Genomic DNA, 24,742 nt, shown 5'->3' with positions numbered 1-24,742 from the left:
CGATGGCAGAGGCTCAGGTCCGCAACTTCAACATCAATTTCGGTCCGCAGCATCCGGCGGCGCACGGCGTGCTGCGCCTGGTGCTGGAGCTGGACGGCGAGGTGGTGACGCGCGTCGATCCGCATATCGGTCTGCTGCATCGCGGCACCGAGAAGCTGATCGAGCACAAGACCTACCTGCAGGCGGTGCCCTATTTCGACCGGCTCGACTATGTCGCGCCGATGAACCAGGAGCATGCCTTCGCGCTGGCGGTCGAGAAGATGCTCGGCATCACCGTGCCCAAGCGCGGCCAGCTCATCCGCGTGCTCTATTCGGAGATCGGCCGGATCCTGTCGCACCTGCTGAACGTGACGACGCAGGCGCTCGACGTCGGCGCGCTGACCCCGCCGCTGTGGGGCTTCGAGCCGCGCGAGGAGCTGATGGTGTTCTACGAGCGGGCCTGCGGCGCGCGCATGCATGCCGCCTATGTGCGGCCGGGCGGCGTGCACCAGGACCTGCCGAAGGAGCTGCTCGACGACATCTGGGACTTCTGCGATCCGTTCCTGCAGTCGCTGGACGATATCGAGGGCCTGTTGACCGACAACCGCATCTTCAAGCAGCGCAACGTCGATATCGGCGTGGTGTCGCTGGAGGACGCCTGGGCGCGGGGCTTCTCCGGCGTCATGGTGCGCGGCTCGGGCGCGGCCTGGGACCTGCGCAAGGCGCAGCCCTATGAGTGCTATGCCGAACTCGATTTCGACATCCCGATCGGCAAGAACGGCGACTGCTACGACCGCTATCTGATCCGCATGGAAGAGATGCGCCAGTCGGTGCGGCTGATGAAGCAGTGCCTGGAGAAGCTGACGGTGGAAAAGGGGCCGGTGTCGTCGGTCGACGGCAAGGTGGTTCCGCCCAAGCGCGGCGAGATGAAGCGCTCGATGGAAGCGCTGATCCACCACTTCAAGCTCTACACGGAAGGTTACCGCGTGCCGGAAGGCGAAGTCTATGCGGCCGTCGAGGCGCCGAAGGGCGAGTTCGGCGTCTATCTCGTCGCCGACGGCAGCAACAAGCCCTATCGCTGCAAGATCAAGGCCCCCGGCTTTGCCCATCTGCAGGCGATGGATTTCATGTGCCGTGGACACCAGTTGGCCGACGTGTCGGCGGTGCTCGGCTCCCTCGACATCGTGTTCGGAGAGGTTGACCGGTAATGGCCGTTCGTCGCCTTCACCCTGAGCAGCCCGCGAGCTTCGCCTTCACGGCGGCCAATCTGGAATGGGCCAGGAAGATCATCGCGCGCTATCCCGACGGCCGGCAGGCCTCGGCGGTGATCCCGCTGCTGTGGCGGGCGCAGGAACAGCATGACGGCTGGCTGCCCGAGCCGGCGATCCGCTATGTCGCCGAAATGCTCGGCATGCCGGACATCCGCGTGCTGGAGGTCGCGACCTTCTACACGATGTTCCAGCTCGCCCCGGTCGGCAAGAAGGCGCATATCCAGGTCTGCGGCACGACGCCGTGCCAGTTGCGCGGCGCCGAAGACCTGATCCGCGTGTGCAAGTCGAAGATCGCCGCCCATGCGCATGAACTGTCGGCGGATGGCGATTTCTCCTGGGAAGAGGTCGAGTGCCTTGGCGCCTGCGTCAACGCGCCGATGGTGCAGATCTTCAAGGACACCTACGAGGACCTGACGCCGGAGAGCCTGGAACAGCTCATCGACGACATTTCCGCCGGGCGCGAGGTGACGCCGGGCCCGCAGAACGGCCGCCGCTTCGGCGCGCCGGAGGGCGGCGCGACGACGCTGACCGGCCTTGCCGACACGACCCGCGGCGGCGATCCGCTGCCGCATGTGGTCAAGGGCGCCGAGGTGGCCTCGCATGCCTTTGCCGGCGCCTCGATCAATGCCGGCGGCAGCGACTATAACGGCGTTCCGGGCGCGGCCGAGGCGACCAGCCCCAGCACCAAGGCGCCGGCGCCCCGGCCCGGCAAGCCCGCCGATCTCGCCAAGCCCGAGGCCAAGCCCGAGACCAAGACCAAGCTGCCGGACGTGCCGGCCGATGATCCGGGACCCAAGCCGATGGAGGCGGGACGGCCCGTCTCCGCCGTCAAGGACCACGAGAGCCCGCAGACCAGCCTCGACCTTGCCGGCGGCACCGCCGGCGAGACGCGGCCTGAGCTGCTGGAAGGCGCGCGCGGCGGCGCGGCCGACAATCTGAAGCGGATCAAGGGCGTCGGCCCGAAGATCGAGGGCATCCTCAACGAGCTCGGCGTCTATCATTTCGACCAGATCGCCGCCTGGACCGAGGAGAACAAGGCCTGGGTCGACACACGGCTGAGGTTCAAGGGGCGTATCGACCGCGAGGACTGGATCGCCCAGGCCCAGATCCTGGCGGCCGGCGGCGAAACCGAGTTCTCCAGGCGCGCCGGCAGCGGCGATGCGCCGACCAACGAGTCGTAAGGGAAGGGGATCGCGATGCTGAAGGATCAGGACCGGATCTTCACCAATATCTACGGCCTGCACGACTGGGGCCTCGACGGCGCGCGCCAGCGCGGCCACTGGGACGGCACCAAGGGCCTCATCGACAAGGGCCGCGACTGGATCATCAACGAGATGAAGACGTCGGGCCTGCGCGGGCGCGGCGGCGCCGGCTTCCCGACCGGGCTCAAGTGGTCGTTCATGCCGAAGGAGTCGGACGGGCGTCCGGCCTATCTCGTCGTCAATGCGGACGAGTCGGAGCCGGGCACCTGCAAGGACCGCGAGATCCTGCGCCATGACCCGCACACCCTGGTCGAGGGCTGTCTGATCGCCGGCTACGCGATGGGCGCCATCGCCGCCTATATCTATGTGCGCGGCGAGTTCATCCGCGAGCGCGAGCGGCTGCAGGCGGCGATCGACCAGGCCTATGACGCCGGGCTGATCGGCAAGAACAACAAGAACGGCTACGACTTCGACATCTATGTCCATCACGGCGCCGGCGCCTATATCTGCGGCGAGGAAACCGCGCTGCTGGAGAGCCTGGAGGGCAAGAAGGGCCAGCCGCGGCTGAAGCCGCCGTTCCCGGCCAATGTCGGCCTCTACGGTTGCCCGACGACGGTGAACAATGTCGAGTCGATCGCCGTTGCCCCGACGATCCTGCGCCGGGGTGCCGCCTGGTTCGCCGGCCTCGGCAAGCCGAACAATGCCGGCACCAAGCTGTTCTGCGTCTCCGGCCACGTCAACCGTCCCTGCACGGTCGAGGAGGAGATGGGCATTCCCTTCCGCGAGCTGATCGAGCGCCATTGCGGCGGCATTCGCGGCGGCTGGGACAATCTGCTCGCGGTGATCCCCGGCGGCTCGTCGGTGCCTTGCGTGACGGCCGAGAACATCATCGACTGTCCGATGGACTTCGACAGCCTGCGCGGGCTGGGATCGGGCCTCGGCACGGCGGCCGTGATCGTGATGGACCGCTCCACCGACATCATCAAGGCGATTGCCCGGCTCTCGTATTTCTACAAGCACGAGAGCTGCGGCCAGTGCACCCCGTGCCGCGAGGGCACGGGCTGGATGTGGCGGGTGATGGAGCGGATGGTGGCGGGCAACGCCTCCAAGGAAGAGATCGACATGCTCTTCGACGTCACCAAGCAGGTGGAAGGCCATACGATCTGCGCCCTCGGCGATGCGGCCGCCTGGCCGATCCAGGGACTGATCAAGAACTTCCGCCCGGTGATCGAAGAGCGCATCGACCAGTATGTGGCCAAGAGCCGCAAGCCGGCGCAGTCGCTGGCGGCGGCACAGTAAGGCGGCCGTAGAGATGGCCGCGGAAAACAGAACGACACGTTCGCGCGCATCAAGGGCGCTGCGGGCAAGCCGCGAGGGCAGCAAGGCATGAACAAGACGATCTTTGTCGACGGCAAGGAGATCGAGGTTCCGCAGGACTACACGCTGCTGCAGGCTTGCGAGGCGGCGGGTGCCGAGGTGCCGCGCTTCTGTTTCCACGACCGGCTGTCGATCGCCGGCAACTGTCGCATGTGCCTGGTCGAGGTGAAGGGCGGGCCGCCGAAGCCGGTCGCCTCCTGCGCCATGAACGTGCGCGACCTGCGCCCGGGCCCGAACGGCGAGCCGCCGGAGGTCTTCACCAAGACCCCGATGGTCAAGAAGGCCCGCGAGGGCGTGATGGAGTTCCTGCTGATCAACCATCCGCTCGACTGCCCGATCTGCGACCAGGGCGGCGAGTGCGACCTGCAGGACCAGGCGATGGCCTATGGCGTCGATTCCTCGCGCTATGCGGAGAACAAGCGCGCCGTCGAGGACAAGTATATCGGCCCGCTGGTGAAGACGATCATGACGCGCTGCATCCATTGCACGCGTTGCGTCCGTTTCACCACGGAGGTCTGCGGCGTCGCCGATCTCGGCCTGATCGGCCGGGGCGAGGACGCGGAGATCACCTCCTATCTGGAACAGGCGCTGTCCTCGGAGATGCAGGGCAACGTCGTTGACCTGTGCCCGGTCGGCGCGCTGACCCACAAGCCCTATGCGTTCCAGGCCCGGCCCTGGGAGCTGAAGAAGACCGAGAGCATCGACGTGATGGATGCGGTCGGCTCGGCGATCCGCGTCGACACCCGCGGCCGCGAGGTCATGCGCGTGCTGCCGCGTCTCAACGAGGCGGTCAACGAGGAGTGGATCTCCGACAAGACCCGCTACATCTGGGACGGGCTGAAGACCCAGCGCCTCGACCGCCCCTATGTGCGCGTCGACGGCCGGCTGCGGCCGGCAAGCTGGGGCGAGGCCTTCGCGGCCATCTCCGCCAAGGTCAAGGCGTCGAGCCCGGAGAAGCTTGCGGCGATCGCCGGGGATCTCGCCAGCGTCGAGGAAATGTTCGCGCTGAAGAGCCTGATGAGCGCGCTCGGCTCGGCCAATCTCGACTGCCGCCAGGACGGCGCGGCGCTGGATCCGGCGCTCGGCCGCTCCTCCTACCTGTTCAACGCGACGATCGAGGGCATCGAGGACGCGGACGCGGTGCTGATCATCGGCTCCAACCCGCGGCTCGAGGCGCCGGTGCTGAATTCGCGCATCCGCAAGCGCATGCGCATGGGCCCGCTCCCCGTCGGCGTCATCGGCCAGCCGGCCGACCTGACCTATCCGGCGACCTATCTGGGCGCCGGCGCCGAGACGCTGGTGGATCTGGCGGCCGGCAAGCACGGCTTTGCCAAGGTGCTCAAGGACGCCGAGCGTCCGCTGATCATCGTCGGCCAGGGCGCGCTGTCGCGCAGCGATGGCGCTGCCGTGCTGTCGGCGGCGGCCGCGCTGGCGCAGTCGGTCGGCGCGGTCGGGCCCGACTGGAACGGCTTCTCGGTTCTGCACACGGCGGCGGCGCGCGTCGGCGGCCTCGACATCGGCTTCGTGCCGGGCGAGGGCGGCAAGGGCACGGCGGCGATCCAGCAGGCGGCCGGCGAGGGCGCGATGGACGTCGTAGTCCTGCTCGGCGCCGACGAGATGGACATGGGCGCCTTTGGCGGGGCCTTCGTCGTCTATATCGGCACCCATGGCGACCGCGGCGCGCATCGCGCCGACGTGATCCTGCCGGGGGCGGCCTATACCGAGAAGTCGGGCACCTTCGTCAACACGGAAGGGCGCGTGCAGCTCGGCGAGCGTGCCGCCTTCCCGCCGGGCGAGGCGCGCGAGGACTGGGCGATCCTGCGGGCGCTGTCGGCCCAGCTCGGCGCGGCGCTGCCGTTCGATTCGCTCGAGGAACTGCGCAAGGCGCTCTATGCGGCGCATCCGCTGATGGCCGGCATCGACGCCATCGACAGCGATGGCGGCGAGGGCACCGCGAAGGCGGCCGCGCTCGGCGGCAAGATGACCGGCGAGGCGTTCCAGCCGGCGGTCACCGACTTCTACCTTACCAATCCGATCGCGCGGGCCTCCGCGACGATGGCCGAGTGTTCGGCCCTCGCCAAGGCACGCGCGGCAGAGGCCGCGGAGTAAACGGGGGCAATGATGGCGGACTTCTGGGCGGATTACCTCTTCCCGCTGATCATCATGGTGGCACAGAGCCTGCTGCTGTTGGTCGCGCTGCTGCTGATCGTGGCCTATATCCTGTATGCCGACCGCAAGATCTGGGCGGCGGTGCAGATCCGGCGCGGCCCGAACGTGGTCGGCCCCTGGGGCCTGCTGCAGTCCTTCGCCGACCTTTTGAAATTCGTGCTGAAGGAGCCGGTGATCCCGGCCGGCGCCAACAAGGGCCTGTTCCTGCTGGCGCCGCTGGTCACGGTGACGCTGGCGCTGACCGCCTGGGCGGTGGTGCCGGTCGCTGAAGGCTGGGTGATCGCCGACATCAATGTCGGCATCCTGTTCATCCTCGCGATTTCCTCGCTCGGCGTCTACGGCATCATCATCGGCGGCTGGGCCTCGAACTCGAAATATCCGTTCCTGTCGGCGCTGCGCTCGGCGGCGCAGATGGTCTCCTACGAGGTGTCGATCGGCTTCGTCATCGTGACGGTGCTCCTGTGCGTCGGCTCGCTGAACCTTTCGGACATCGTCCGGGCGCAGGAAACCGGCCTTGCCAGCGCGCTCGGCGTGCCGTGGCTGGCCTTCCTGAACTGGTACTGGCTGCCGCTGTTCCCGATGTTCGTGATCTTCTTCATCTCGGCGCTGGCGGAAACCAACCGGCCGCCGTTCGACCTTGCCGAGGCCGAGTCCGAGCTGGTCGCCGGCTTCATGGTCGAGTACGGCTCCACGCCCTACATGATGTTCATGCTCGGCGAGTATGTGTCGATCGCGCTGATGTGCGCGCTGACGACCATCCTGTTCATGGGCGGCTGGCTGCCGCCGCTGGACTTCGCGCCGTTCACCTGGGTGCCGGGCTTCGTCTGGTTCCTGCTGAAGTCGCTGCTGGTGTTCTTCATGTTCGCGATGGTCAAGGCGATGGTCCCGCGCTACCGCTACGACCAGTTGATGCGCCTCGGCTGGAAGGTGTTCCTGCCGCTGTCGCTGGCCATGGTGTTCATCGTCGCGGCGGTGCTGATGGCGATGGGCTGGGCGCCGACCGGCGCGTAACGGCCGGCCACGGCCTAGGTAGGGGGAGGGCGGCATGTCGGTCTCGATTGCCGGACTGATCGGTGCCGCCATCGGCCTCTATGTGGGCTGGATCGACTACAAGATCGTCGTCGGCGTGTTGCGGGCGGCGGCGGAGCGACAGAAGCGGCAGCAGGGCGGGCGCGACAGCCTGCTCGGCCGCTACATGGGCCAGATCCAGATCCTGGTGATGGCCTTCTCGCTGGTCGGGTTTCCGGTGGTCGGATACCTCGCCGGCAGCGCGCTCGCCGGATAGGCGGACGAAAGTTTCGAGCCGGCGGCCGGGGACGGCATGCCGGCACAGTTCAAGGATTTGGCCGCTCGCGGTCCGCGCCTTTGCGAAAGGCTCGCGGGACCGATGCGGGGCCAGAGGAAAACGTAACCACGGGGCTCGACGCCATGGCACTGCAACAGGCGGCAAAATCGCTTCTGCTGAAGGAGTTCGTCTCGGCCTTCTTCCTGGCGATGCGCTACTTCTTCAAGCCGAAGCCGACGATCAACTACCCGTTCGAGAAGGGGCCGGTGAGCCCGCGCTTCCGCGGCGAGCACGCGCTGCGCCGCTATCCGAACGGCGAGGAGCGCTGCATCGCCTGCAAGCTGTGCGAGGCGATCTGCCCGGCCCAGGCGATCACCATCGAGGCCGGCCCGCGCCGCAACGACGGCACGCGGCGCACGACCCGTTACGATATCGACATGGTCAAGTGCATCTATTGCGGCTTCTGTCAGGAGGCCTGTCCGGTGGATGCCATCGTCGAGGGACCGAACTTCGAGTTCGCCACCGAGACGCGCGAGGAACTCTACTACGACAAGGACAAGCTGCTGGCGAACGGCGACCGTTGGGAGCGGGAGATCGCCAGCAACATCGCGATGGACGCGCCTTATCGCTGAGGCGCGGGGAGTGGACGGCGCGCGGCCCGTGGTCTAAGACGAGGCCGACCCGCGCCGGACACGCCATTCAACTGGAGCCGCGAAGCGGCTGCGACTTAAACGGGGACGACGGGGGCACACCGCGACATGGTCCTGCAAGCCATCTTCTTCTATCTCTTCGCCACGGTTGCCGTGGCGTCGGCCTTCATGGTCATCGCCTCGCGCAATCCGGTCCACTCCGTCCTGTTCCTGATTCTCGCCTTCTTCAACGCCGCCGGCCTGTTCATCCTGCTCGGCGCCGAGTTCCTGGCGATGCTGCTGATCGTCGTCTATGTCGGCGCGGTGATGGTGCTGTTCCTGTTCGTGGTGATGATGCTCGACGTCGATTTCGTCGAGATGCGCCAGGGCTTCCTGCAATACATGCCGGTGGGCGGGCTGATCGGGCTGATCCTGCTGGCCGAGCTGCTGTTCGTGCTCGGCGCCTGGGTGATCTCGCCGGAGATCGCCGGCACCGCGGCAGCGCCCGCGCCGCTGCCCGCCGACATGTCGAACATCCGCGCCCTCGGCGAGCTGATCTACACCCGCTACATCCTGTTCTTCCAGACGGCCGGCCTGATCCTGCTGGTGGCGATGATCGGCGCCATCGTGCTGACGCTGCACCACAGGAAGGGCGTCAAGCGGCAGGACATCTCGGCGCAGGTCGGCCGCACGCGCGAGGCGTCGGTCGAGGTGCGCAAGGTCGAAACCGGCAAGGGGATCTGAGGATCCCGCCACTCGCATTCACGGTGCGCGCCCGCCCGGGCCGCGCGCCGAAGGTCTCACTCGGGGGAGCATCACGAGGCGCCCATGGAAATCGGTCTGTCACACTATCTGGCGGTCGCCGCGATTCTGTTCACCATCGGAATCTTCGGCATCTTCCTGAACCGCAAGAACGTGATCGTCATCCTGATGTCGGTGGAGCTCCTGCTGCTCTCCGTCAACATCAACCTGGTCGCCTTCTCGGCGTTCCTCGGCGATCTGGTCGGGCAGGTCTTCGCGCTGCTGGTGCTGACCGTCGCCGCCGCCGAGGCGGCCATCGGCCTTGCGATCCTGGTGGTGTTCTACCGCAACCGCGGCTCGATCGCGGTTGAAGACGTCAACATGATGAAGGGGTAAGGGCAGGATGTACCAGCTTATCGTCTTTCTGCCCCTGATCGGCTTCCTGATCGCCGGCCTGTTCGGCCGGATGATCGGCGCCAAGGCGAGCGAATACATCACCTCCGGCCTGCTGATCGTCGCGGCGATCCTGTCGTGGATCGGCTTCATTTCCATCGGCTACGGCGACACCGCAGTGGTCAAGGAACCGGTGATGCGCTGGATGACCTCCGGCGCGCTGGACGTGGAGTGGACGATCCGCGTCGACACCCTGACCGCCGTCATGCTGGTGGTGGTCAACACGGTGTCGGCGCTCGTGCATGTCTACTCCATCGGTTACATGCACCACGATCCGCACCGGCCGCGCTTCTTCGCCTATCTGTCGCTGTTCACCTTCGCGATGCTGACGCTGGTGACCTCCGACAACCTGCTGCAGATGTTCTTCGGCTGGGAGGGCGTCGGCCTTGCCTCCTATCTGCTGATCGGCTTCTGGTACCAGAAGCCCTCGGCGAACGCGGCGGCGATGAAGGCCTTCATCGTCAACCGCGTCGGCGACTTCGGCTTCATCCTCGGCATCTTCGGCATCTTCGTCCTGTTCAATTCCACCGATTACGACGCGATCTTCGCCAATGCCCAGGGCTTCGCCGCCGGCGAGCCGCAGGTGGTGCTGAGCTTCCTCGGCTATCAGCTCACCCAGGACACGGCGCTGACCGTCACCTGCCTGCTGCTGTTCATGGGCGCCATGGGCAAGTCGGCGCAGTTCCTGCTGCACACCTGGCTGCCGGACGCGATGGAGGGCCCGACGCCGGTCTCCGCGCTGATCCACGCCGCCACCATGGTGACGGCGGGCGTGTTCATGGTGGCGCGCCTGTCGCCGGTGTTCGAACTGTCGCACACCGCGCTGACCGTCGTGACCTTCTTCGGCGCGACGACGGCGTTCTTCGCGGCGACCGTCGGCCTCGTCCAGAACGACATCAAGCGGGTGATCGCCTATTCGACCTGCTCGCAGCTCGGCTACATGTTCGTCGCGCTCGGCGTCGGGGCCTATTCTATCGCGATCTTCCACCTGTTCACGCATGCCTTCTTCAAGGCGCTGCTGTTCCTCGGCGCCGGCTCGGTGATCCATGCCGTGTCGAACGAGCAGGACATGCGCAAGATGGGCGGCCTCGCCAAGCACATCCCGCTGACCTACTGGATGATGGTGATCGGCACGCTGGCGCTGACCGGCTTCCCGCTGACCGCCGGCTTCTTCTCCAAGGACGGCGTCATCGAGGCGGCCTATGTCGGCCACAATGCCTTCGCCCAGTACGGCTTCTGGCTGACGGTCGCGGCGGCGGGCCTGACCTCGTTCTACTCCTGGCGCCTGGCCTTCATGACCTTCCACGGCAAGCCGCGCGCCTCCGTCGACGTGATGAAGCATGTGCACGAGAGCCCGCTGGTGATGACCGTGCCCCTGATGATCCTCGCGGTCGGTGCGGTGTTCGCGGGCCTTGTCTTCGCCGGCGTGTTCATGGGCCAAGGCTACGAGAGCTTCTGGAAGGGGGCGCTGTTCACCTCCGAGGAGAACCACATCCTGCACGACATCCACGAGGTGCCGCTGTGGGTGAAGGCCTCGCCCTTCGTGATGATGGTCGGCGGGTTCGCCGTCGCCTGGCTGTTCTACATCCGCTCGCCGGAGATTCCGCGGCGGCTCGCCGAGCGTCACGACGGCCTGTACCGCTTCCTCTTGAACAAGTGGTACTTCGACGAGCTCTATGACGTGATCTTCGTCCGGCCCGCCATGTGGCTCGGCCGCCAGCTCTGGAAGAAGGGCGACGAGGCGACGATCGACCGGCTCGGGCCGGACGGCATCGCCGCCCGGGTCCAGGATGTCAGTTCCTGGGCCGTGCGCCTGCAGACCGGGTATCTCTATCACTACGCATTCGCCATGCTGATCGGCGTCGCCGCGCTGATCACCTGGTCCATGTTCTCCGTCGGGGGCGCTCACTGATGAGCAACTGGCCGCTTCTTTCGATCACGACCTTCCTTCCGCTGGTCGGCGTCTTCTTCATCCTGCTGGTCCGCGGCGAGGACGAGGGGGCGAAGGAGAACATGCGCCGCGTGGCGCTGATCACCACCGTGTTCACCTTCATCGTGTCGCTGTTCATCTGGGGCGGCTTCGACAAGGGCAATCCGGGCTTCCAGTTCCAGGAGAGCGGCGAGTGGCTCGGCGGCAGCATCGGCTACCGCATGGGCGTCGACGGCATTTCCATGCTGTTCGTCATCCTCACCACCTTCCTGATGCCCTTCTGCATCCTGGCGAGCTGGCAGAGCGTGCAGTTGCGCGTGAAGGAATACATGGTCGCCTTCCTGGTGCTGGAAACGCTGATGATCGGCGTGTTCTGCGCGCTGGACCTGGTGATGTTCTATGTGTTCTTCGAGGCCAGCCTGATCCCGATGTTCCTGATCATCGGCGTGTGGGGCGGCAAGCGGCGCGTCTATGCCAGCTACAAGTTCTTCCTCTACACGCTGCTCGGCTCGGTGCTGATGCTGATCGCGCTGATGGCGATGTACTGGGATGCGGGCACCTCCGATATCCCGACGCTGATGGCGCATGGCTTCCCCGGAAGCATGCAGACCTGGCTGTGGCTGGCCTTCTTCGCCTCCTTCGCGGTGAAGATGCCGATGTGGCCGGTGCACACCTGGCTGCCGGATGCGCACGTGGAGGCGCCGACGGCCGGCTCGGTGATCCTGGCGGCGATCCTGCTGAAGATGGGCGGCTACGGCTTCCTGCGGTTTTCGCTGCCGATGTTCCCGCTGGCGAGCGAGATGTTCGCGCCGCTGGTGTTCACGCTGTCCGTCGTGGCGATCGTCTACACCTCGCTGGTGGCGCTCGCCCAGGAGGACATCAAGAAGCTGATCGCCTATTCCTCGGTGGCGCACATGGGCTATGTCACCATGGGCATCTTCACCATGACCGAGCAGGGCGTGCAGGGCGCGCTGTTCCAGATGCTGTCGCACGGCATCGTCTCCGGCGCGCTGTTCCTGTGCGTCGGCGTCATCTACGACCGCATGCACACCCGCGACATCTCCGCCTATGGCGGCCTGGTCAACCGGATGCCGTTCTACGCGGTGGCCTTCCTGATCTTCACCATGGCCAATGTCGGCCTGCCGGGCACCAGCGGCTTCGTCGGCGAGTTCCTGACGCTGATGGGCGCGTTCCAGGTCAACACCTGGGTGGCGCTGCTGGCGACGTCGGGCGTCATCCTGTCGGCCGCCTATGCGCTCTACCTCTACCGGCGCGTGGTGTTCGGCGCGCTCGACAAGGAGAGCCTGAAGTCGATCACCGACCTGACGTTGCGCGAAAAGGTGATCCTGGTTCCGATGATCATCCTGACCATCCTGTTCGGCTTCTATCCCTCGCCGATCCTGGATGCCACGGCCGCCTCGGTGGGGGCGCTCGTGACGAAATACCACGCCGCGATCGAGGCGGCCCACTCGACCGCCATGCTGGTGCAGTAAGGTCCCGAGGACGAAAGACGCCATGACCGCCTATTCCCAACTCCCGGATCTGTCGCCCGCGCTGCCGGAGCTGTTCCTCGCCGCAGGTGCGCTGGCGCTCTTGATGATCGGCGTGTTCGGTGGCCGCAGGATCACGCCTTACGTGACCGCGCTGTCGGTGGCGCTGCTGGCGGTGGCGGCGCTGCCGCTGCTGCTGCCCGCGCAGTTCGGCATCACCGCGACGACGACCTTCCACGGCGCCTTCGTGCTGGACGGCTTCGCCCGCTATCTCAAGCTGCTGACGCTGGTCGGCTCGGGCTTCGCCATCGCCATGTCGGTGGCCTTCGCCCGCAACGAGAATTTCGAGCGCTTCGAGTATCCGGTGCTGATCGTGCTGTCGACGCTCGGCATGCTCTTGATGCTGTCGGCCAACGACCTGATCACGCTCTATCTCGGCCTCGAACTGTCGTCGCTGGCGCTCTATGTGATCGCCGCCTTCAACCGCGACAGCGTCCGCTCCACCGAGGCGGGCCTGAAATATTTCGTCCTCGGCTCGGTCTCCTCCGGCATGCTGCTCTACGGCATGTCGCTGGTCTACGGCTTCACCGGCCAGACCGGCTTTGCCGCCATCGCCGCCGCCATCGCGGCGCAGGGCGGCTCCTCGCTCGGCCTGATCTTCGGCCTCGTCTTCATCCTGGCCGGCCTTGCCTTCAAGATCTCGGCGGTGCCGTTCCACATGTGGACGCCGGACGTCTACGAGGGCGCGCCGACGCCGGTCACCGCCTTCTTCGCGGCGGCGCCGAAGATCGCCGCCATGGGCCTCCTGACCCGCGTCGTCATCGAGGCGTTCGAGCCGGTGACCCGCGACTGGCAGCAGATCGTCGTCTTCATCTCCATCGCCTCGATGGCGCTCGGCGCCTTCGCCGCGATCGGCCAGAAGAATATCAAGCGGCTGATGGCCTATTCCTCGATCAGCCATATGGGCTTCGCGCTGGTCGGCCTTGCCGCCGGATCGCGGGCCGGCGTCGAGGGTGTCATGATCTACATGACCGCCTATCTGGTGATGACGCTCGGCGCCTTCGCCTGCATCCTGTCGATGCGGCGCAAGGAGGGCATGGTCGAGGAGATTTCCGACCTTGCCGGCCTGTCGCGCACCAACCTGCCGATGGCGGTGCTGCTCGGCATCCTGATGTTCTCGCTGGCCGGCATTCCGCCGTTCATCGGCTTCTTCGCCAAGTTCTACGTGTTCCTGGCGGCGGTCGAGGCGGGGCTCTATCCGCTGGCGGTGATCGGCGTTCTCGCCTCGGTGGTGGGTGCCTATTACTACCTGCGCATCTTCAAGGTGATGTTCTTCGACGAGCCGGCGCGCCAGTTCCTGCCGATGCCGGTGGAGCTGAAGTTCACCCTCGGCCTGTCGACCGCCTTCGTGGTGCTGTTCATCGTCTTTGCCGGGCCGGTGGTGGAGATGGTCGGCGCGGCGGCGGGGACGCTGTTCTGAGCATGCTCGCCTTCGACGGCCGGGTTCGCGAGGTTGCCGGCGTCGCGGGATACCGCGTTGCCGCCCATGCGGAGCTTGGGTCGACCAACAGCGCGGCCCTGGCCGCGGCAGGCGAGGGCGATCCGGGAAACCTGTGGGTCCTTGCCGGCCGCCAGACCTCGGGCCGGGGCCGGCGGGCGCGGCCCTGGGTGTCCGAGCCGGGCAATCTCTATGCCTCGCTGCTGACCATCGATCCGATGCCGGCGGAGCGCATCGGCCAGTTTCCGCTGGTCGCGGCGCTGGCGCTTGCCGACGCGGTCGACGCGATGACCGGCTCCTATGGGCTGGTCCGGCTGAAGTGGCCGAACGACCTTTTGGTGGACGGCGCCAAGATCTCCGGCATCCTGCTTGAGGCGACACTGCTTGCGGACGGGCGGCGTGCGGTGGTATGCGGCTTCGGGCTCAACCTTGCGCATCATCCGGAGCTGCCGGACTACAAGGCGGCGAACCTTGCCGGGCTCGGCTTTCCGGTCCGCCTCGAGCGGGCCTTCGCCGCGCTCGCGGCGAGCGTCGAGCGCTACATGATGCGCTGGCGCGAGGAGCCGTTCTCGCTGTGCCTCGACGACTGGCGCCGCCGGGCTGTCGGCATCGGCGCACCGATCCGGGTGCGGCTGGAGGACCGGGAGCTCAACGGGATTTTTGCCGGGCTCGACCCGGACGGGCGGCTGGTGCTGGAAGCCGGCGACACGAGGCAGACGATCGCCGCCGGCGACGTCTTCTTCGATGGCGCGGCTCTTCGCACCTCCGCCGCCGGCAGAACGGCCGGCTGACGACGAGATTGCAGGCGGGCCTGTCGCGGAAGCCCTGCCGGTGAACTGTCCCGCGAGACCAGGCTGTCCGCATCCGGCGGATGGTCCATATCGGTATTTTGGAAGACCGGCGGCAGGGCGCGGATCCGCAAGGACGGCCGCTGTCCGATCCGGACAGGAGTATGGAATGGCCACCAGAAAGAAGGCGGGCGGCAAGGGCTCGGGCGAGAGCGAACTCGTTTTTGTCGCGCTCGGCGGTCTCGGCGAGATCGGCATGAACATGGCGCTTTACGGCTTCGGGCCGGCCCATGATCGCCGCTGGCTGATGGTCGACTGCGGCGTCACCTTTGCCGGGCCGGACCTTCCCGGCGTCGACATCGTCGTGCCGGACATCCGCTTCATCGAGGAAGAGCTCGACCGGCTCGACGGCATCGTCATCACCCACGCGCATGAGGACCATTACGGCGCCATCGTGCATCTGTGGCCGCGGCTGAAGGCGCCGCTCTACATGACCGCCTTCACGGCGGCTCTGCTGGAGGCGAAGGCGGCAAGCGAGCCGGGCGCCGGCAAGATCCCGGTGACGGTGGTGGAGCAGGGCGCGCGGGTGGAGATCGGCCCGTTCGAGGTCGAGTTCGTCGCCATGTCGCACTCGATTCCCGAGCCCTGCGCGCTGGCGATCCGCAGCCCGGCCGGCACGGTGCTGCATTCGGGCGACTGGAAGATCGACCCGACGCCGGGCATCGGCAAGCCGATCGATACCGAGCGGCTCGCCGAGATCGGCCGCGAGGGCGTCGTCGCACTGATCTGCGACAGCACCAATGCGCCGCGCGAGGGATCGAGCCCGAGCGAGGCGGATGTCGCCAAGGACCTCGCCAGGGTGATCCGCAAGGCCAAGCGCCGCGTCGCGGTGACCACCTTCGCCTCGAACGTCGCGCGCATCCGCTCGGTGGCGCTGGCGGCGAAGGCGGCCGAGCGGGACGTCGTCGTGATGGGCCGCTCGATGCATAGAACCATCGAGGTCTCGCGCGAACTCGGCTATCTCGACGACCTGCCAGCCTTTCTCTCGGAAGATGCCTATGGCTACCTGCCGCCGGAGCGGGTGGTGCTGCTGCTGACCGGCAGCCAGGGCGAGGAGCGGGCAGCGCTCGCCCGTATCGCCGCCGGCGACCATCGCAACGTGGCGCTGTCGAAGGGCGACACGGTGATCTTCTCCTCGCGCACGATCCCCGGCAACGAGAAGGCGGTCGGGGCGATCGCCAACCGGCTGGCCGAGGCGGAGGTGGAGATCGTCACCGACCGCGACGCGCTCGTCCATGTGTCCGGCCATCCGCGCCAGGACGAGCTGGTCCAGCTCTACGACCTGGTCAAGCCGAAGGCGCTCATTCCCGCCCATGGCGAGGCGGTGCACCTGAAGGCGCACCGGGACCTGGCGTTGCGCCACGGCATCAAGAACACGCTGATCGCCCGCAACGGCGACATTGTCCGGCTGGCGCCGGGCAAGCTGACGGTGGTGGACGAGGTGCCGACCGGCATCACGGTCAAGGACGGGCTGCTCTATGGCGACCCGGAGGAGATGGGCGTCAACGAGCGGCGCAAGCTGTCCTTCGCCGGCGCCGTCACCGTCTGCGTCGTGATCGATGCCAAGGGCACGCTGATCGGCGAGCCGATGGTGTCGCTGTTCGGCCTGCCGGAGACCGACCGCGACGGCGACGACCTTGAGGACATCGTCATCGACGAGGTGATGTCGGCGCTGGACAGCATTCCGAAGAACCGGCGCAAGGACGACGATCTCGTCGCCGAGGCGGCGCGGCGGGCGGCGCGCGCGGCGGTGCGCGACTGCTGGGGCAAGAAGCCGCTGACCGAGGCGCTGGTTCAGCGCGTGTGACCAATTGACGGGTGGCGGGCGCGCCCGCCATGCGTCATGAGTGACGCAGCCGGCCGGTTAGCCGGCGCTCGTCTGTCGTGGAGGGAAGCTGATGATCGGACGCCTGAACCATGTGGCCATCGCCGTGCCGGACCTTGCGGCGGCGACCGCCACCTATCGCGACACGCTGGGCGCTCGGGTGTCGCAGCCGCAGGCCGAGCCGGACCATGGCGTGACGGTGGTGTTCATCGAACTGCCCAACACCAAGATCGAGCTGCTGGAAGCGCTCGGCGACAACTCGCCGATCAATGCCTTCCTGGAGCGCAACCCCTCCGGCGGCATCCACCATGTCTGCTACGAGGTGGAGGACATTCTCGCCGCCCGCGACCGGCTGGTGGAAAAGGGGGCACGGGTGCTGGGCACGGGCGAGCCGAAGATCGGCGCCCATGGCAAGCCGGTGCTGTTCCTGCATCCGAAGGATTTCAATGGTACGCTGGTGGAGCTGGAGCAGGTCTGACGACCGGCCGGCGCCGCGACGGCAACAGATCTTCGAAAAGGCAAGACGGTGTCTCTGGTATCCTCGCTCGCGATCTATTTCGTCATCTGGTGGATCATCCTCTTCGCGATCCTGCCGATCGGCGTGGTGACGCAGGAGGAGGGCGGAGAGGTGTCGCCGGGCACCGTGTCCAGCGCTCCGATGCGGCCGCAGCTTCTCCGCAAGGCCTTGATCACCACCGCCGTGGCGGCGGTGGTCTTCGCCGCCTTCTACTGGCTGAAGGTCTATTCCGGCATGACGCTGGACGATCTTCCGTTCAAGCCGCCAAGCAGCCGGTGACGGCGGCGCGGGCGCTGGCGCGGCAGGCGGCCATCCCGGCCATAGGGCCGGCGGCTCTTCAGCGCGATGGCGACGACGAGCTCGCGTTCGCAGTCCGGAATCAGCAGGGCCTTCTGCTCGCGGGTCAGGCGGGAAAGGTCGCGGTTGCCGAATCTGCGCGCGGCCAGCCCCTTGGCGAGCCGGATCTGGTCGTGGCGCCCCAGCTTCAGCAGCAACTGGTCGAAACGCCAGTCGATCGACCAGCCCGACTGCGCGGGCGTCTTGTCGTGCGGATCCCCAAACAGCATTGACGCGCTCCCTCGGGGCGGCGACTCCAGGGGTAAGGCGAAACCGGTCCGCGAACCGGCTGCCTTTCCGCGCCCTGACTGCCTGCGCCCTGACTGTCGGCGCCCTGACTGTCGGGGCTCTCAGTTCGAGCCCTGTTCTTGCCCTCGAATATCGATGTTCGACGGCCGATACCGCGGGGGTGTTGCGGAGATCGGTGCGCCGGCTTGTCTGTTTTCTATCTTCGGTTGCAGGGCGTGATCGCATCGTTATGACGCGGGGGACGAGGAAGGCGGACTGCGGCGCGCGTGCGGCTTGTCAGGCGCGCCGGACCCCGGTAAGGAACCGCATGAGGAGTTCCGGGCTCGGCGATACGGGCGTTGAGGCCGCTGGCGTGCCGCAAGCGGGCCGGCCCGACAATGCGAAGAGGCGTGCAATGGGCGATTACGAGCAGGTCCGCACCCATATGGTGGACAACCAGCTACGGACCAACGACGTCACCGACCTGCGGGTTCTTGACGCCATGGAGAGCGTGCCGCGCGAACGCTTCGTGCCGGCCTCCCGGCGCTGCATCGCCTATAGCGACCAGGACGTCCTCGTTGCCGGCGAGGGGAGCGCAAGCCGCTACCTGATGAAGCCGCATGTCTTCGGCAAGCTGGTGCAGCTCGCCGCCGTCCAGCCTGGCGAAGTCGTGTTGTGCGTCGGCTGCGGCACCGGCTACAGCGTCGCGGTCTTCGCGCAACTGGCGGGCTCCGTGGTCGGCCTCGAATCGGACAGCGCGGTCGCGGCGGCCGCGTCCGAACTGCTGGTCGAACTCGGGATCGAGAACGCCGCGGTGATCGAGGGCGACCTCGTCAAGGGCGGCGCTTCCGAGGGGCCCTATGACGTGATCTTCGTCGACGGCGCCATCGAGGTGCTGCCGGAGGCGCTGACGGCGCAGCTCAAGGATGGCGGCCGGCTGGTGGCGGTGCGCGGCCTTGGCGGCGCGGGCCAGGCCGAGCTCCATGTCCGCTCCGGCGATGCGGTTTCGGGGCGCTTCGCCTTCAATGCCTCGGCCCGGCTGCTGCCCGGCTTCGCGCGGGAGAAGACTTTCGTGTTCTGACGGGGTTCTACCGACCTTCGCGAGCAGTCTGAGGCCGCGCCGGACGGATGTCCGCGCGGCCTTTTCGTTTGCCGCTTTCCCTTGCCCCCCCTTTTCCCTTGCCCCTGCGTGATTTTCCGGCACATGTGTTGCCAAGAGGTCGCATTCGGCCGCGAATGCGCCTTTCGTTACTTTTCGGCGGTTGTGTCGCGCCGGACTGGAGATAACAGTACACATCCGACTGACGACTGGCGCGAAAGGTCAGATGATCGGTCTGCCTTGGCTCGCCTGCTGCGGGAGGGGCTGACGGGTGCAGGACCGGAAGCGACGGCGGCACGACGGCCGACGACAGAAACGGCAATAAAAACAAGAACAACAACAGTAGATGACTGAGGCCGGAACACCAGCGGCCGCAACGAACGGGGATCGATAAGCGACGCAGGCCCATGGGGCCGGAACGTCGCGGATCCCGACAGGCAGAGGCATATGGGCCGCGAGCAGGGATCGCGGAACCGGCGTCAAACAGAAGTCGGCCGTCGGCACTGGTGCCGGTGCGGCCGCTCCGGAGTTGTACAGGGGTGTTCAAGGTGAAGCGGACGGGTTCATGGCTCTTCGCGGCCGCGCTTGCGGCGGCAGTCGCTGGCGTTCCCGCGACGGCGCAGGCGCAGTCGATCGACCAGGCGCTGGCGCAGGCTTATTCCGACAATCCGACACTGAACGCGGCGCGGGCGGCGCTGCGTTCGGTCAATGAGTCGGTGCCGCAGGCACTGTCCGGTTGGCGGCCGCAGATCTTCGGCCGGATCGACGTCGGCTCGCAATATTCCCACACCGATCCGGGCGGCTCGCGCTACAGGAACACCGCATCGGCCGGCATATCGCTGTCGCAGGCGCTGTTTCGCGGCTTCCGCACGGTGAATTCGGTTCGCCAGGCCGAGGCCGTGGTGCGGGCCGAGCGCGAGAGCCTGCGGGCGACCGAGCAGGCGGTGCTGCTGGATGCGGCCACCGCCTATATGGATGTGATCAGCACCACCGCCATCGTGTCGCTGCGGCGCAGCAGCCTTGCCTTCCTGTCCGAACAGGTGCGCGCGGCGCAGGATCGCTTCGAAGTGGGCGAGGGCACCCGCACCGACGTGTCGCAGGCCCGCGCCCGCTATTCGGAGGCGCAGTCCGACCTCAACCTGGCGCTGGCCAATGTCAACAGCGCCCGCGCCATCTATCGCCAGGTGGTCGGCTCCGACCCCAAGTCGCTGTCCGCCCGCACCTCGATCTATGGCCGCCTGCCGCGCACGCTCGACGAGGGGCTGAAACTCAGCGACAGCAATCACCCTTCGATTCTCGCGGCGCAGCATCTGGTCGATGCCGGCACCTTCGGCGTCAAGACCATCGAGGGCGAGTTGCTGCCGACGGTGACGGTCGAGGCCGACCTGCAGCGGCAGTGGCGTCCGCCGTCCTCGCCGACGACCGATACGGTCGACAGCGCCAGCATCTTCGGCCGGGTGTCGATCCCGCTCTATCAGGGCGGCGCCGTCTCCTCCCGCGTGCGGCAGGCGAAGGAGGATCTCGGCCAGACCCAGATCCAGCTCGATGTCGCCCGCGACCGGATCCGCGCCAATGTGGTCTCGGCCTGGGGCCAGTATCAGGCGGCCCAGGCCTCGATCCAGGCGGGCGAGGACGCGGTGGCGGCCAACCAGCTCGCGCTGGAAGGCGTGATCGAGGAACAGCGCGTCGGCCAGCGTACGACGCTCGACGTGCTGAACGCGCAGTTCGATCTGGTCAACAGCCGGGTCAGCCTGATCAGCGCGCAGCGCAACCGCACGGTCGCCGCCTATGCGCTGATCTCGGCGATCGGCCGGCTGACCTCCGACCAGATCGGCCTTGGCGTTGCCCGCTATGACGAGACTGCGCATTACAAGAAAGTGCGCAATAGCTGGTACGGGCTGACGACCCCGGACGGCCGCTGACCGGCGTCGGCCGGTCGACCGGATGAGGCGAAACGGGACGCCGCCCTCGCATCGCGGGGGCGGTTTTTCGTGCAAAGCCGGCCGAATCGGGGAATTGTTGGCCCGCACAGGTTCGCAGCGGGGGCCGCGCGGCAAGCTCGTCCGTTTCCCCTCGCGGTTTAACAGGTTATAGTTTTTCGTGATCGACTCGGCAGTTCCGTCAAGGGCTGCGAGCCGATCAGGAGTTGCTTGGTCCCGGGGGCCGGGCTCAGCGTTGTCGAGTGCGGGGATCGATATGGCCAACGCCAGTCAAGCTCAAGAACCTTCAATGGAGGAAATCCTGGCGTCCATTCGCCGGATCATTTCCGATGAAGACACACCCGCAGGGGGGAAGGCGGGGGCCGAACCGGAGAACGATATGCCCGCTGCCGGCGAGGAGATGTCCCAGGACGACCTCGACAAACTGTTTGATTCCGCCGGCGACGACGAGGTCGAGGTGGAGATCGAGGCACCTGCCGCCGCCGAGGCCGAGGACGAGGACGAGGATACGGCCGACGATGTCCTGCAACTGACCGAGGACCAGGCGGTCGAGGAGACGGACGCCGACGGCTTCGATCTGGTCGAGGGGCTGGCCACCGGCGACGATATCGCCGGCGATGTTGCCTTTGTCGATCAGGCGCCCGAGCCCGAGCCGGCCCCGAGGCCCGCGCCGCGCGCTTCGGCCGAGCCCTCCGGCGAGGATCTTCTGTCGCCGTCCGCCAACCAGGCGGTTCAGGCGGCGTTCCACAATCTCGCCGGCACGATCCTGTCCAACAATGCCCGCACGCTGGAGGATCTGGTCAAGGAGATGCTCCGCCCGATGCTGAAGGGCTGGCTGGACGAGAACCTGCCGCCGCTGGTCGAGCGGCTCGTACGCCAGGAAATCGAGCGGGTCTCGCGCGGGCGCTGACGCCTCGCGCTTCTTCCGCTCGATGCGCCGCCCACCGGGCGGCGTTTTCGTTTGCGCCGCCGGCCCGCCGCCGCGCGAGTGTTGACTTGGCGGCGCGCCAGCGAGTAACCACGCGATCAGTTCACAAATCCCCGGGAAAACCGATGCTCGACAAGACCTATGACGCTGCCACAGTCGAACCCAGGATCGCCAGGACCTGGGACGAGGCGGAGGCCTTCAAGGCGGGGGCCGGCGCCGAGCCGGGCGCGGCGTCCTATTCGATCGTCATCCCGCCGCCCAACGTCACCGGCTCCCTGCATATGGGCCACGCGCTCAACAACACGCTGCAGGACATTCTCATCCGCTTCGAGCGCATGCGCGGGCGCGACGTGCTGTGGCAGCCGGGCATGGACCATGCCGGCATCGCCACGCAGATGGTGGTCGAGCGGCAACTGGCCGAGCGGCAGCAGCCGGGCCGCCGCGACATGGGCCGCGAGGCCTTCGTCGAGCGGGTGTGGGAGTGGAAGGCCGAATCCGGCGGCATGATCATCAACCAGCTCAAGCGGCTGGGCGCCTCCTGCGACTGGTCGCGCGAGCGCTTCACCATGGACGAGGGCCTGTCCCGCGCCGTGCTGGAGGTCTTTGTCGGCCTCTACCGGGAAGGGCTGATCTACAAGGACAAGCGGCTGGTCAACTGGGACCCGAAGCTGCTCACCGCGATCTCCGACCTTGAGGTCGAGCAGATCGAGATCAAGGGCAATCTCTGGCACTTCCGCTATTCCCTGGACGGCGGCGAGACGTTCCAGGCGCCAGTCGCATGGGACGAGGACGGCAACGCGACCGAGTTCGAGACGCGCGACTACATCACCGTCGCCACCACCCGGCCCGAGACGATGCTCGGCGACACGGCGGTCGCGGTGAACCCGGAGGATCCGCGCTACAAGGGCCTGATCGGCAAGCATGTGGTGCTGCCGCTGGTCGGCCGGCGCATTCCCATCGTCGCCGACGACTATGCCGATCCGGATGCAGGCTCGGGCGCGGTCAAGGTCACCCCGGCGCATGATTTCAACGACTTCGAGGTCGGCCGCCGGCACGACCTGCCGATGATCTCCGTGCTCGACCGCGAGGCGAAGGTGCGTCTCGCCGAGAATCCGGAGTTCCTGGCGGGCGTTGCCGAGAGCGCGGAGCTCTCCGAGACGATCTCGGCCTATGAGGGCTGCGACCGCTTCGACGTGCGCAAGCGTCTCGTCGCGCGGATGGAGGAGCTCGGCCTGCTCGACCGGATCGAGCCGCACACCCATATGGTGCCGCATGGCGACCGCGGCGGCGTGCCGATCGAGCCGCTCCTGACCGACCAGTGGTATGTCGATGCCAAGACGCTGGCCCAGCCGGCGATCGCCAGCGTGCGCGAGGGGCGGACCAATTTCGTCCCGCGCAACTGGGACAAGACCTATTACGAGTGGATGGAGAACATCCAGCCCTGGTGCATCTCGCGCCAGCTCTGGTGGGGCCACCGCATCCCGGCCTGGTACGGGCCGGACGGCAGGATCTTCGTCGAGCGCAGCGAGGACGAGGCGCTGGCGGCCGCGCGTGCCCATTATGCCCGCGACGTCGAGATCCTCGAGATGGAGGCCGCGCTCGCCCGCTGGGAGGCCGGCGGGGAGGGCACCGTCGCGCTCTACCGCGACGAGGACGTGCTCGACACCTGGTTCTCCTCGGCGCTGTGGCCGTTCTCGACGCTCGGCTGGCCGGACAAGACGCCGGAGCTCGCCAACTATTATCCGACGAGCGTCCTGATCACCGGCTTCGACATCATCTTTTTCTGGGTCGCCCGGATGATGATGCTCGGCGACCACTACATGAAGACCGAGCCCTTCCACACGGTCTATATCCACGCCCTGGTCCGCGACGAGAAGGGCCAGAAGATGTCGAAGTCGAAGGGCAACGTCATCGACCCGCTGGCGCTGATCGACGAGTACGGCGCCGATGCGCTGCGCTTCACGCTGGCGGCGATGGCGGCGCAGGGGCGCGACATCAAGCTCGCCACCGGGCGCGTCGCCGGCTATCGCAACTTCGTCACCAAGCTGTGGAACGCCGCCCGCTTCGTCGAGATGAACGGCGGCACGCGGCCCGCCGGCTTCGATCCGGCCGGGGTGCGCGAGACCGTCAACCGCTGGATCGTCACCGAGACCGGGCGCTGCATCACCGAGGTCACCGAGGCGCTGGAGGGCTTCCGCTTCAACGAGGCGGCGGGCGCGGCCTATCGCTTCGTCTGGAACACCTATTGCGACTGGTATCTGGAGCTGGCCAAGCCGATCTTCGGCGAGGGCAGCGCGGAGGCGCGGGACGAGGCGCGGGCGACCGCCGCCTGGGTTCTCGACGAGATCCTCAAGGTGCTGCATCCGTTCATGCCGTTCATGACCGAGGAGCTGTGGGCGCGCGCCGTCGAAGGCGAGGGCGAGGGCGAGGCCGGGGCCGCGCGGGCGCGGCTGCTGGTCCACACCCGCTGGCCGGTGTCGCCCGGCGGCGACCAGACCTCGGCTTCCGAGATCAACTGGCTGGTGGATCTCATCACCTCGATCCGCTCGGTGCGGGCGGAGATGAACGTGCCGGCCGGCGCCCGCGTGCCGCTGGTCGTCACCGGCGCCAGCGAGGTGACGCGGCAGCGGCTTGCCACCCACGAGGCGGCGATCCTGCGGCTCGCGCGGGCCGAGAGCGTCACGCTCGCCGATGCGCCGCCGCGCGGCTCCGTGCAGATTGTCAGTGGAGAGGCGGTGTTCTGCCTTCCTCTCGCCGATTTCATCGATCTTGGTGCCGAGGCGGCCCGGCTTGCCAAGGAGGAAGCCAGGCTGGACGGCGAGGTCGCCCGGATCGACAAGAAGCTCGGCAATCCGGCTTTCGTCGCCAAGGCGCCGGAAGAGATCGTCGTCGCGGAACAGGAAAAGCGGGCGGAACTCGTGGAGTTGCGCGACAAGGTGGTCGAGGCGCGCAAGCGGCTGGCCGACCTGTCGCACGCGTGATCGGGCAAGCTGAGCG

At 67.1% G+C, this 24,742-nt stretch carries 21 protein-coding genes; 20 read left to right on the top strand and 1 reads right to left on the bottom strand.

The genetic code is table 11. From position 1 onward, the window contains the following. Positions 1-2 precede the first annotated feature (2 nt). The 16 genes from P2PM1_RS08330 (at position 3) to P2PM1_RS08255 (ending at position 17,493) form a co-directional block, all read left to right on the top strand. Positions 3-1,187: an NADH-quinone oxidoreductase subunit D gene (locus P2PM1_RS08330; RefSeq protein ID WP_186387939.1), complete on the top strand. Its 1,185-nt coding sequence runs from the start codon at positions 3-5 to the stop codon at positions 1,185-1,187. Further along, positions 1,187-2,431 carry an NADH-quinone oxidoreductase subunit NuoE gene (gene nuoE, locus P2PM1_RS08325; RefSeq protein WP_186398781.1) on the top strand — a complete coding sequence of 415 codons (1,245 nt, stop codon included), beginning with the start codon at positions 1,187-1,189 and terminating at the stop codon, positions 2,429-2,431. Before P2PM1_RS08330 ends, nuoE begins: the two co-directional genes overlap by 1 nt. Positions 2,432-2,446: 15 nt before the next feature. Next, positions 2,447-3,751, top strand: coding sequence for an NADH-quinone oxidoreductase subunit NuoF (gene nuoF / locus P2PM1_RS08320; RefSeq protein ID WP_186398780.1), 1,305 nt, complete (start codon positions 2,447-2,449; stop codon positions 3,749-3,751). A gap of 87 nt (positions 3,752-3,838) precedes the next feature. Next, a complete protein-coding gene (nuoG, locus tag P2PM1_RS08315; protein ID WP_186398779.1) occupies positions 3,839-5,938 on the top strand; it encodes an NADH-quinone oxidoreductase subunit NuoG in 2,100 nt (699 codons plus the stop codon). Between the two features lie 12 nt (positions 5,939-5,950). Continuing rightward, positions 5,951-7,009, top strand: coding sequence for an NADH-quinone oxidoreductase subunit NuoH (gene nuoH, locus P2PM1_RS08310; protein ID WP_186388036.1), 1,059 nt, complete (start codon positions 5,951-5,953; stop codon positions 7,007-7,009). Between the two features lie 34 nt (positions 7,010-7,043). Continuing rightward, positions 7,044-7,283, top strand: coding sequence for a hypothetical protein (locus P2PM1_RS08305; protein WP_186387943.1), 240 nt, complete (start codon positions 7,044-7,046; stop codon positions 7,281-7,283). A gap of 143 nt (positions 7,284-7,426) precedes the next feature. Next, positions 7,427-7,915, top strand: a complete 489-nt coding sequence (gene nuoI, locus P2PM1_RS08300) for an NADH-quinone oxidoreductase subunit NuoI (RefSeq protein WP_158192388.1) — start codon at positions 7,427-7,429, stop codon at positions 7,913-7,915. 126 nt (positions 7,916-8,041) lie between these two features. Continuing rightward, the gene (locus tag P2PM1_RS08295; RefSeq protein WP_186387944.1) at positions 8,042-8,656 is read left to right on the top strand and encodes an NADH-quinone oxidoreductase subunit J; all 615 of its coding nucleotides are present in this window, start codon (positions 8,042-8,044) and stop codon (positions 8,654-8,656) included. A gap of 84 nt (positions 8,657-8,740) precedes the next feature. Continuing rightward, on the top strand, positions 8,741-9,049 hold the full coding sequence (gene nuoK, locus P2PM1_RS08290; RefSeq protein ID WP_067215325.1) for an NADH-quinone oxidoreductase subunit NuoK: 309 nt from the start codon (positions 8,741-8,743) through the stop codon (positions 9,047-9,049). A gap of 7 nt (positions 9,050-9,056) precedes the next feature. Next, complete coding sequence (nuoL, locus tag P2PM1_RS08285; protein ID WP_186398778.1) at positions 9,057-11,018, top strand: NADH-quinone oxidoreductase subunit L; 1,962 nt, start codon at positions 9,057-9,059, stop codon at positions 11,016-11,018. Next, complete coding sequence (locus P2PM1_RS08280) at positions 11,018-12,529, top strand: NADH-quinone oxidoreductase subunit M (RefSeq protein WP_186398777.1); 1,512 nt, start codon at positions 11,018-11,020, stop codon at positions 12,527-12,529. Before nuoL ends, P2PM1_RS08280 begins: the two co-directional genes overlap by 1 nt. A 22-nt stretch (positions 12,530-12,551) precedes the next feature. Next, the gene (gene nuoN, locus P2PM1_RS08275; RefSeq protein WP_186398776.1) at positions 12,552-14,006 is read left to right on the top strand and encodes an NADH-quinone oxidoreductase subunit NuoN; all 1,455 of its coding nucleotides are present in this window, start codon (positions 12,552-12,554) and stop codon (positions 14,004-14,006) included. A gap of 2 nt (positions 14,007-14,008) precedes the next feature. After that, positions 14,009-14,815: a biotin--[acetyl-CoA-carboxylase] ligase gene (locus tag P2PM1_RS08270; RefSeq protein WP_186387948.1), complete on the top strand. Its 807-nt coding sequence runs from the start codon at positions 14,009-14,011 to the stop codon at positions 14,813-14,815. A 166-nt stretch (positions 14,816-14,981) separates the two neighbouring features. Next, positions 14,982-16,679: a ribonuclease J gene (locus P2PM1_RS08265; protein WP_186398775.1), complete on the top strand. Its 1,698-nt coding sequence runs from the start codon at positions 14,982-14,984 to the stop codon at positions 16,677-16,679. A gap of 91 nt (positions 16,680-16,770) precedes the next feature. After that, a complete protein-coding gene (gene mce, locus P2PM1_RS08260) occupies positions 16,771-17,175 on the top strand; it encodes a methylmalonyl-CoA epimerase (RefSeq protein ID WP_186397334.1) in 405 nt (134 codons plus the stop codon). Positions 17,176-17,223: 48 nt separating this feature from the next. Then, complete coding sequence (locus P2PM1_RS08255; RefSeq protein WP_186397333.1) at positions 17,224-17,493, top strand: DUF1467 family protein; 270 nt, start codon at positions 17,224-17,226, stop codon at positions 17,491-17,493. Here P2PM1_RS08255 and P2PM1_RS08250 read toward each other — a convergent pair. After that, the gene (locus P2PM1_RS08250; protein ID WP_186398774.1) at positions 17,439-17,780 is read right to left on the bottom strand and encodes a hypothetical protein; all 342 of its coding nucleotides are present in this window, start codon (positions 17,778-17,780) and stop codon (positions 17,439-17,441) included. The genes P2PM1_RS08255 and P2PM1_RS08250 overlap by 55 nt on opposite strands. Positions 17,781-18,193: 413 nt before the next feature. On the opposite strand from P2PM1_RS08250, the gene P2PM1_RS08245 reads away from it, so the two are divergent. The 4 genes from P2PM1_RS08245 to P2PM1_RS08230 all read left to right on the top strand — a co-directional run bounded on the left by P2PM1_RS08245 (position 18,194) and on the right by P2PM1_RS08230 (position 24,726). Next, entirely contained in the window at positions 18,194-18,859 is a 666-nt protein-coding gene (locus P2PM1_RS08245) for a protein-L-isoaspartate O-methyltransferase (RefSeq protein ID WP_186397331.1), read from the top strand. Between the two features lie 557 nt (positions 18,860-19,416). Next, on the top strand, positions 19,417-20,799 hold the full coding sequence (locus P2PM1_RS08240) for a TolC family outer membrane protein (RefSeq protein ID WP_371636526.1): 1,383 nt from the start codon (positions 19,417-19,419) through the stop codon (positions 20,797-20,799). A 397-nt stretch (positions 20,800-21,196) separates the two neighbouring features. Continuing rightward, positions 21,197-21,727 carry a PopZ family protein gene (locus P2PM1_RS08235; RefSeq protein WP_371636525.1) on the top strand — a complete coding sequence of 177 codons (531 nt, stop codon included), beginning with the start codon at positions 21,197-21,199 and terminating at the stop codon, positions 21,725-21,727. Positions 21,728-21,870: 143 nt separating this feature from the next. Continuing rightward, a complete protein-coding gene (locus tag P2PM1_RS08230) occupies positions 21,871-24,726 on the top strand; it encodes a valine--tRNA ligase (RefSeq protein WP_186398771.1) in 2,856 nt (951 codons plus the stop codon). The last annotated feature ends 16 nt before the right edge of the window (positions 24,727-24,742 follow it).

Source organism: Stappia sp. P2PMeth1, assembly GCF_900185735.1.
Classification (GTDB): domain Bacteria; phylum Pseudomonadota; class Alphaproteobacteria; order Rhizobiales; family Stappiaceae; genus Stappia.
The sequence above is the reverse complement of the archived record's forward strand: the minus strand, read 5'-3'. Positions and strand labels throughout refer to the sequence as shown.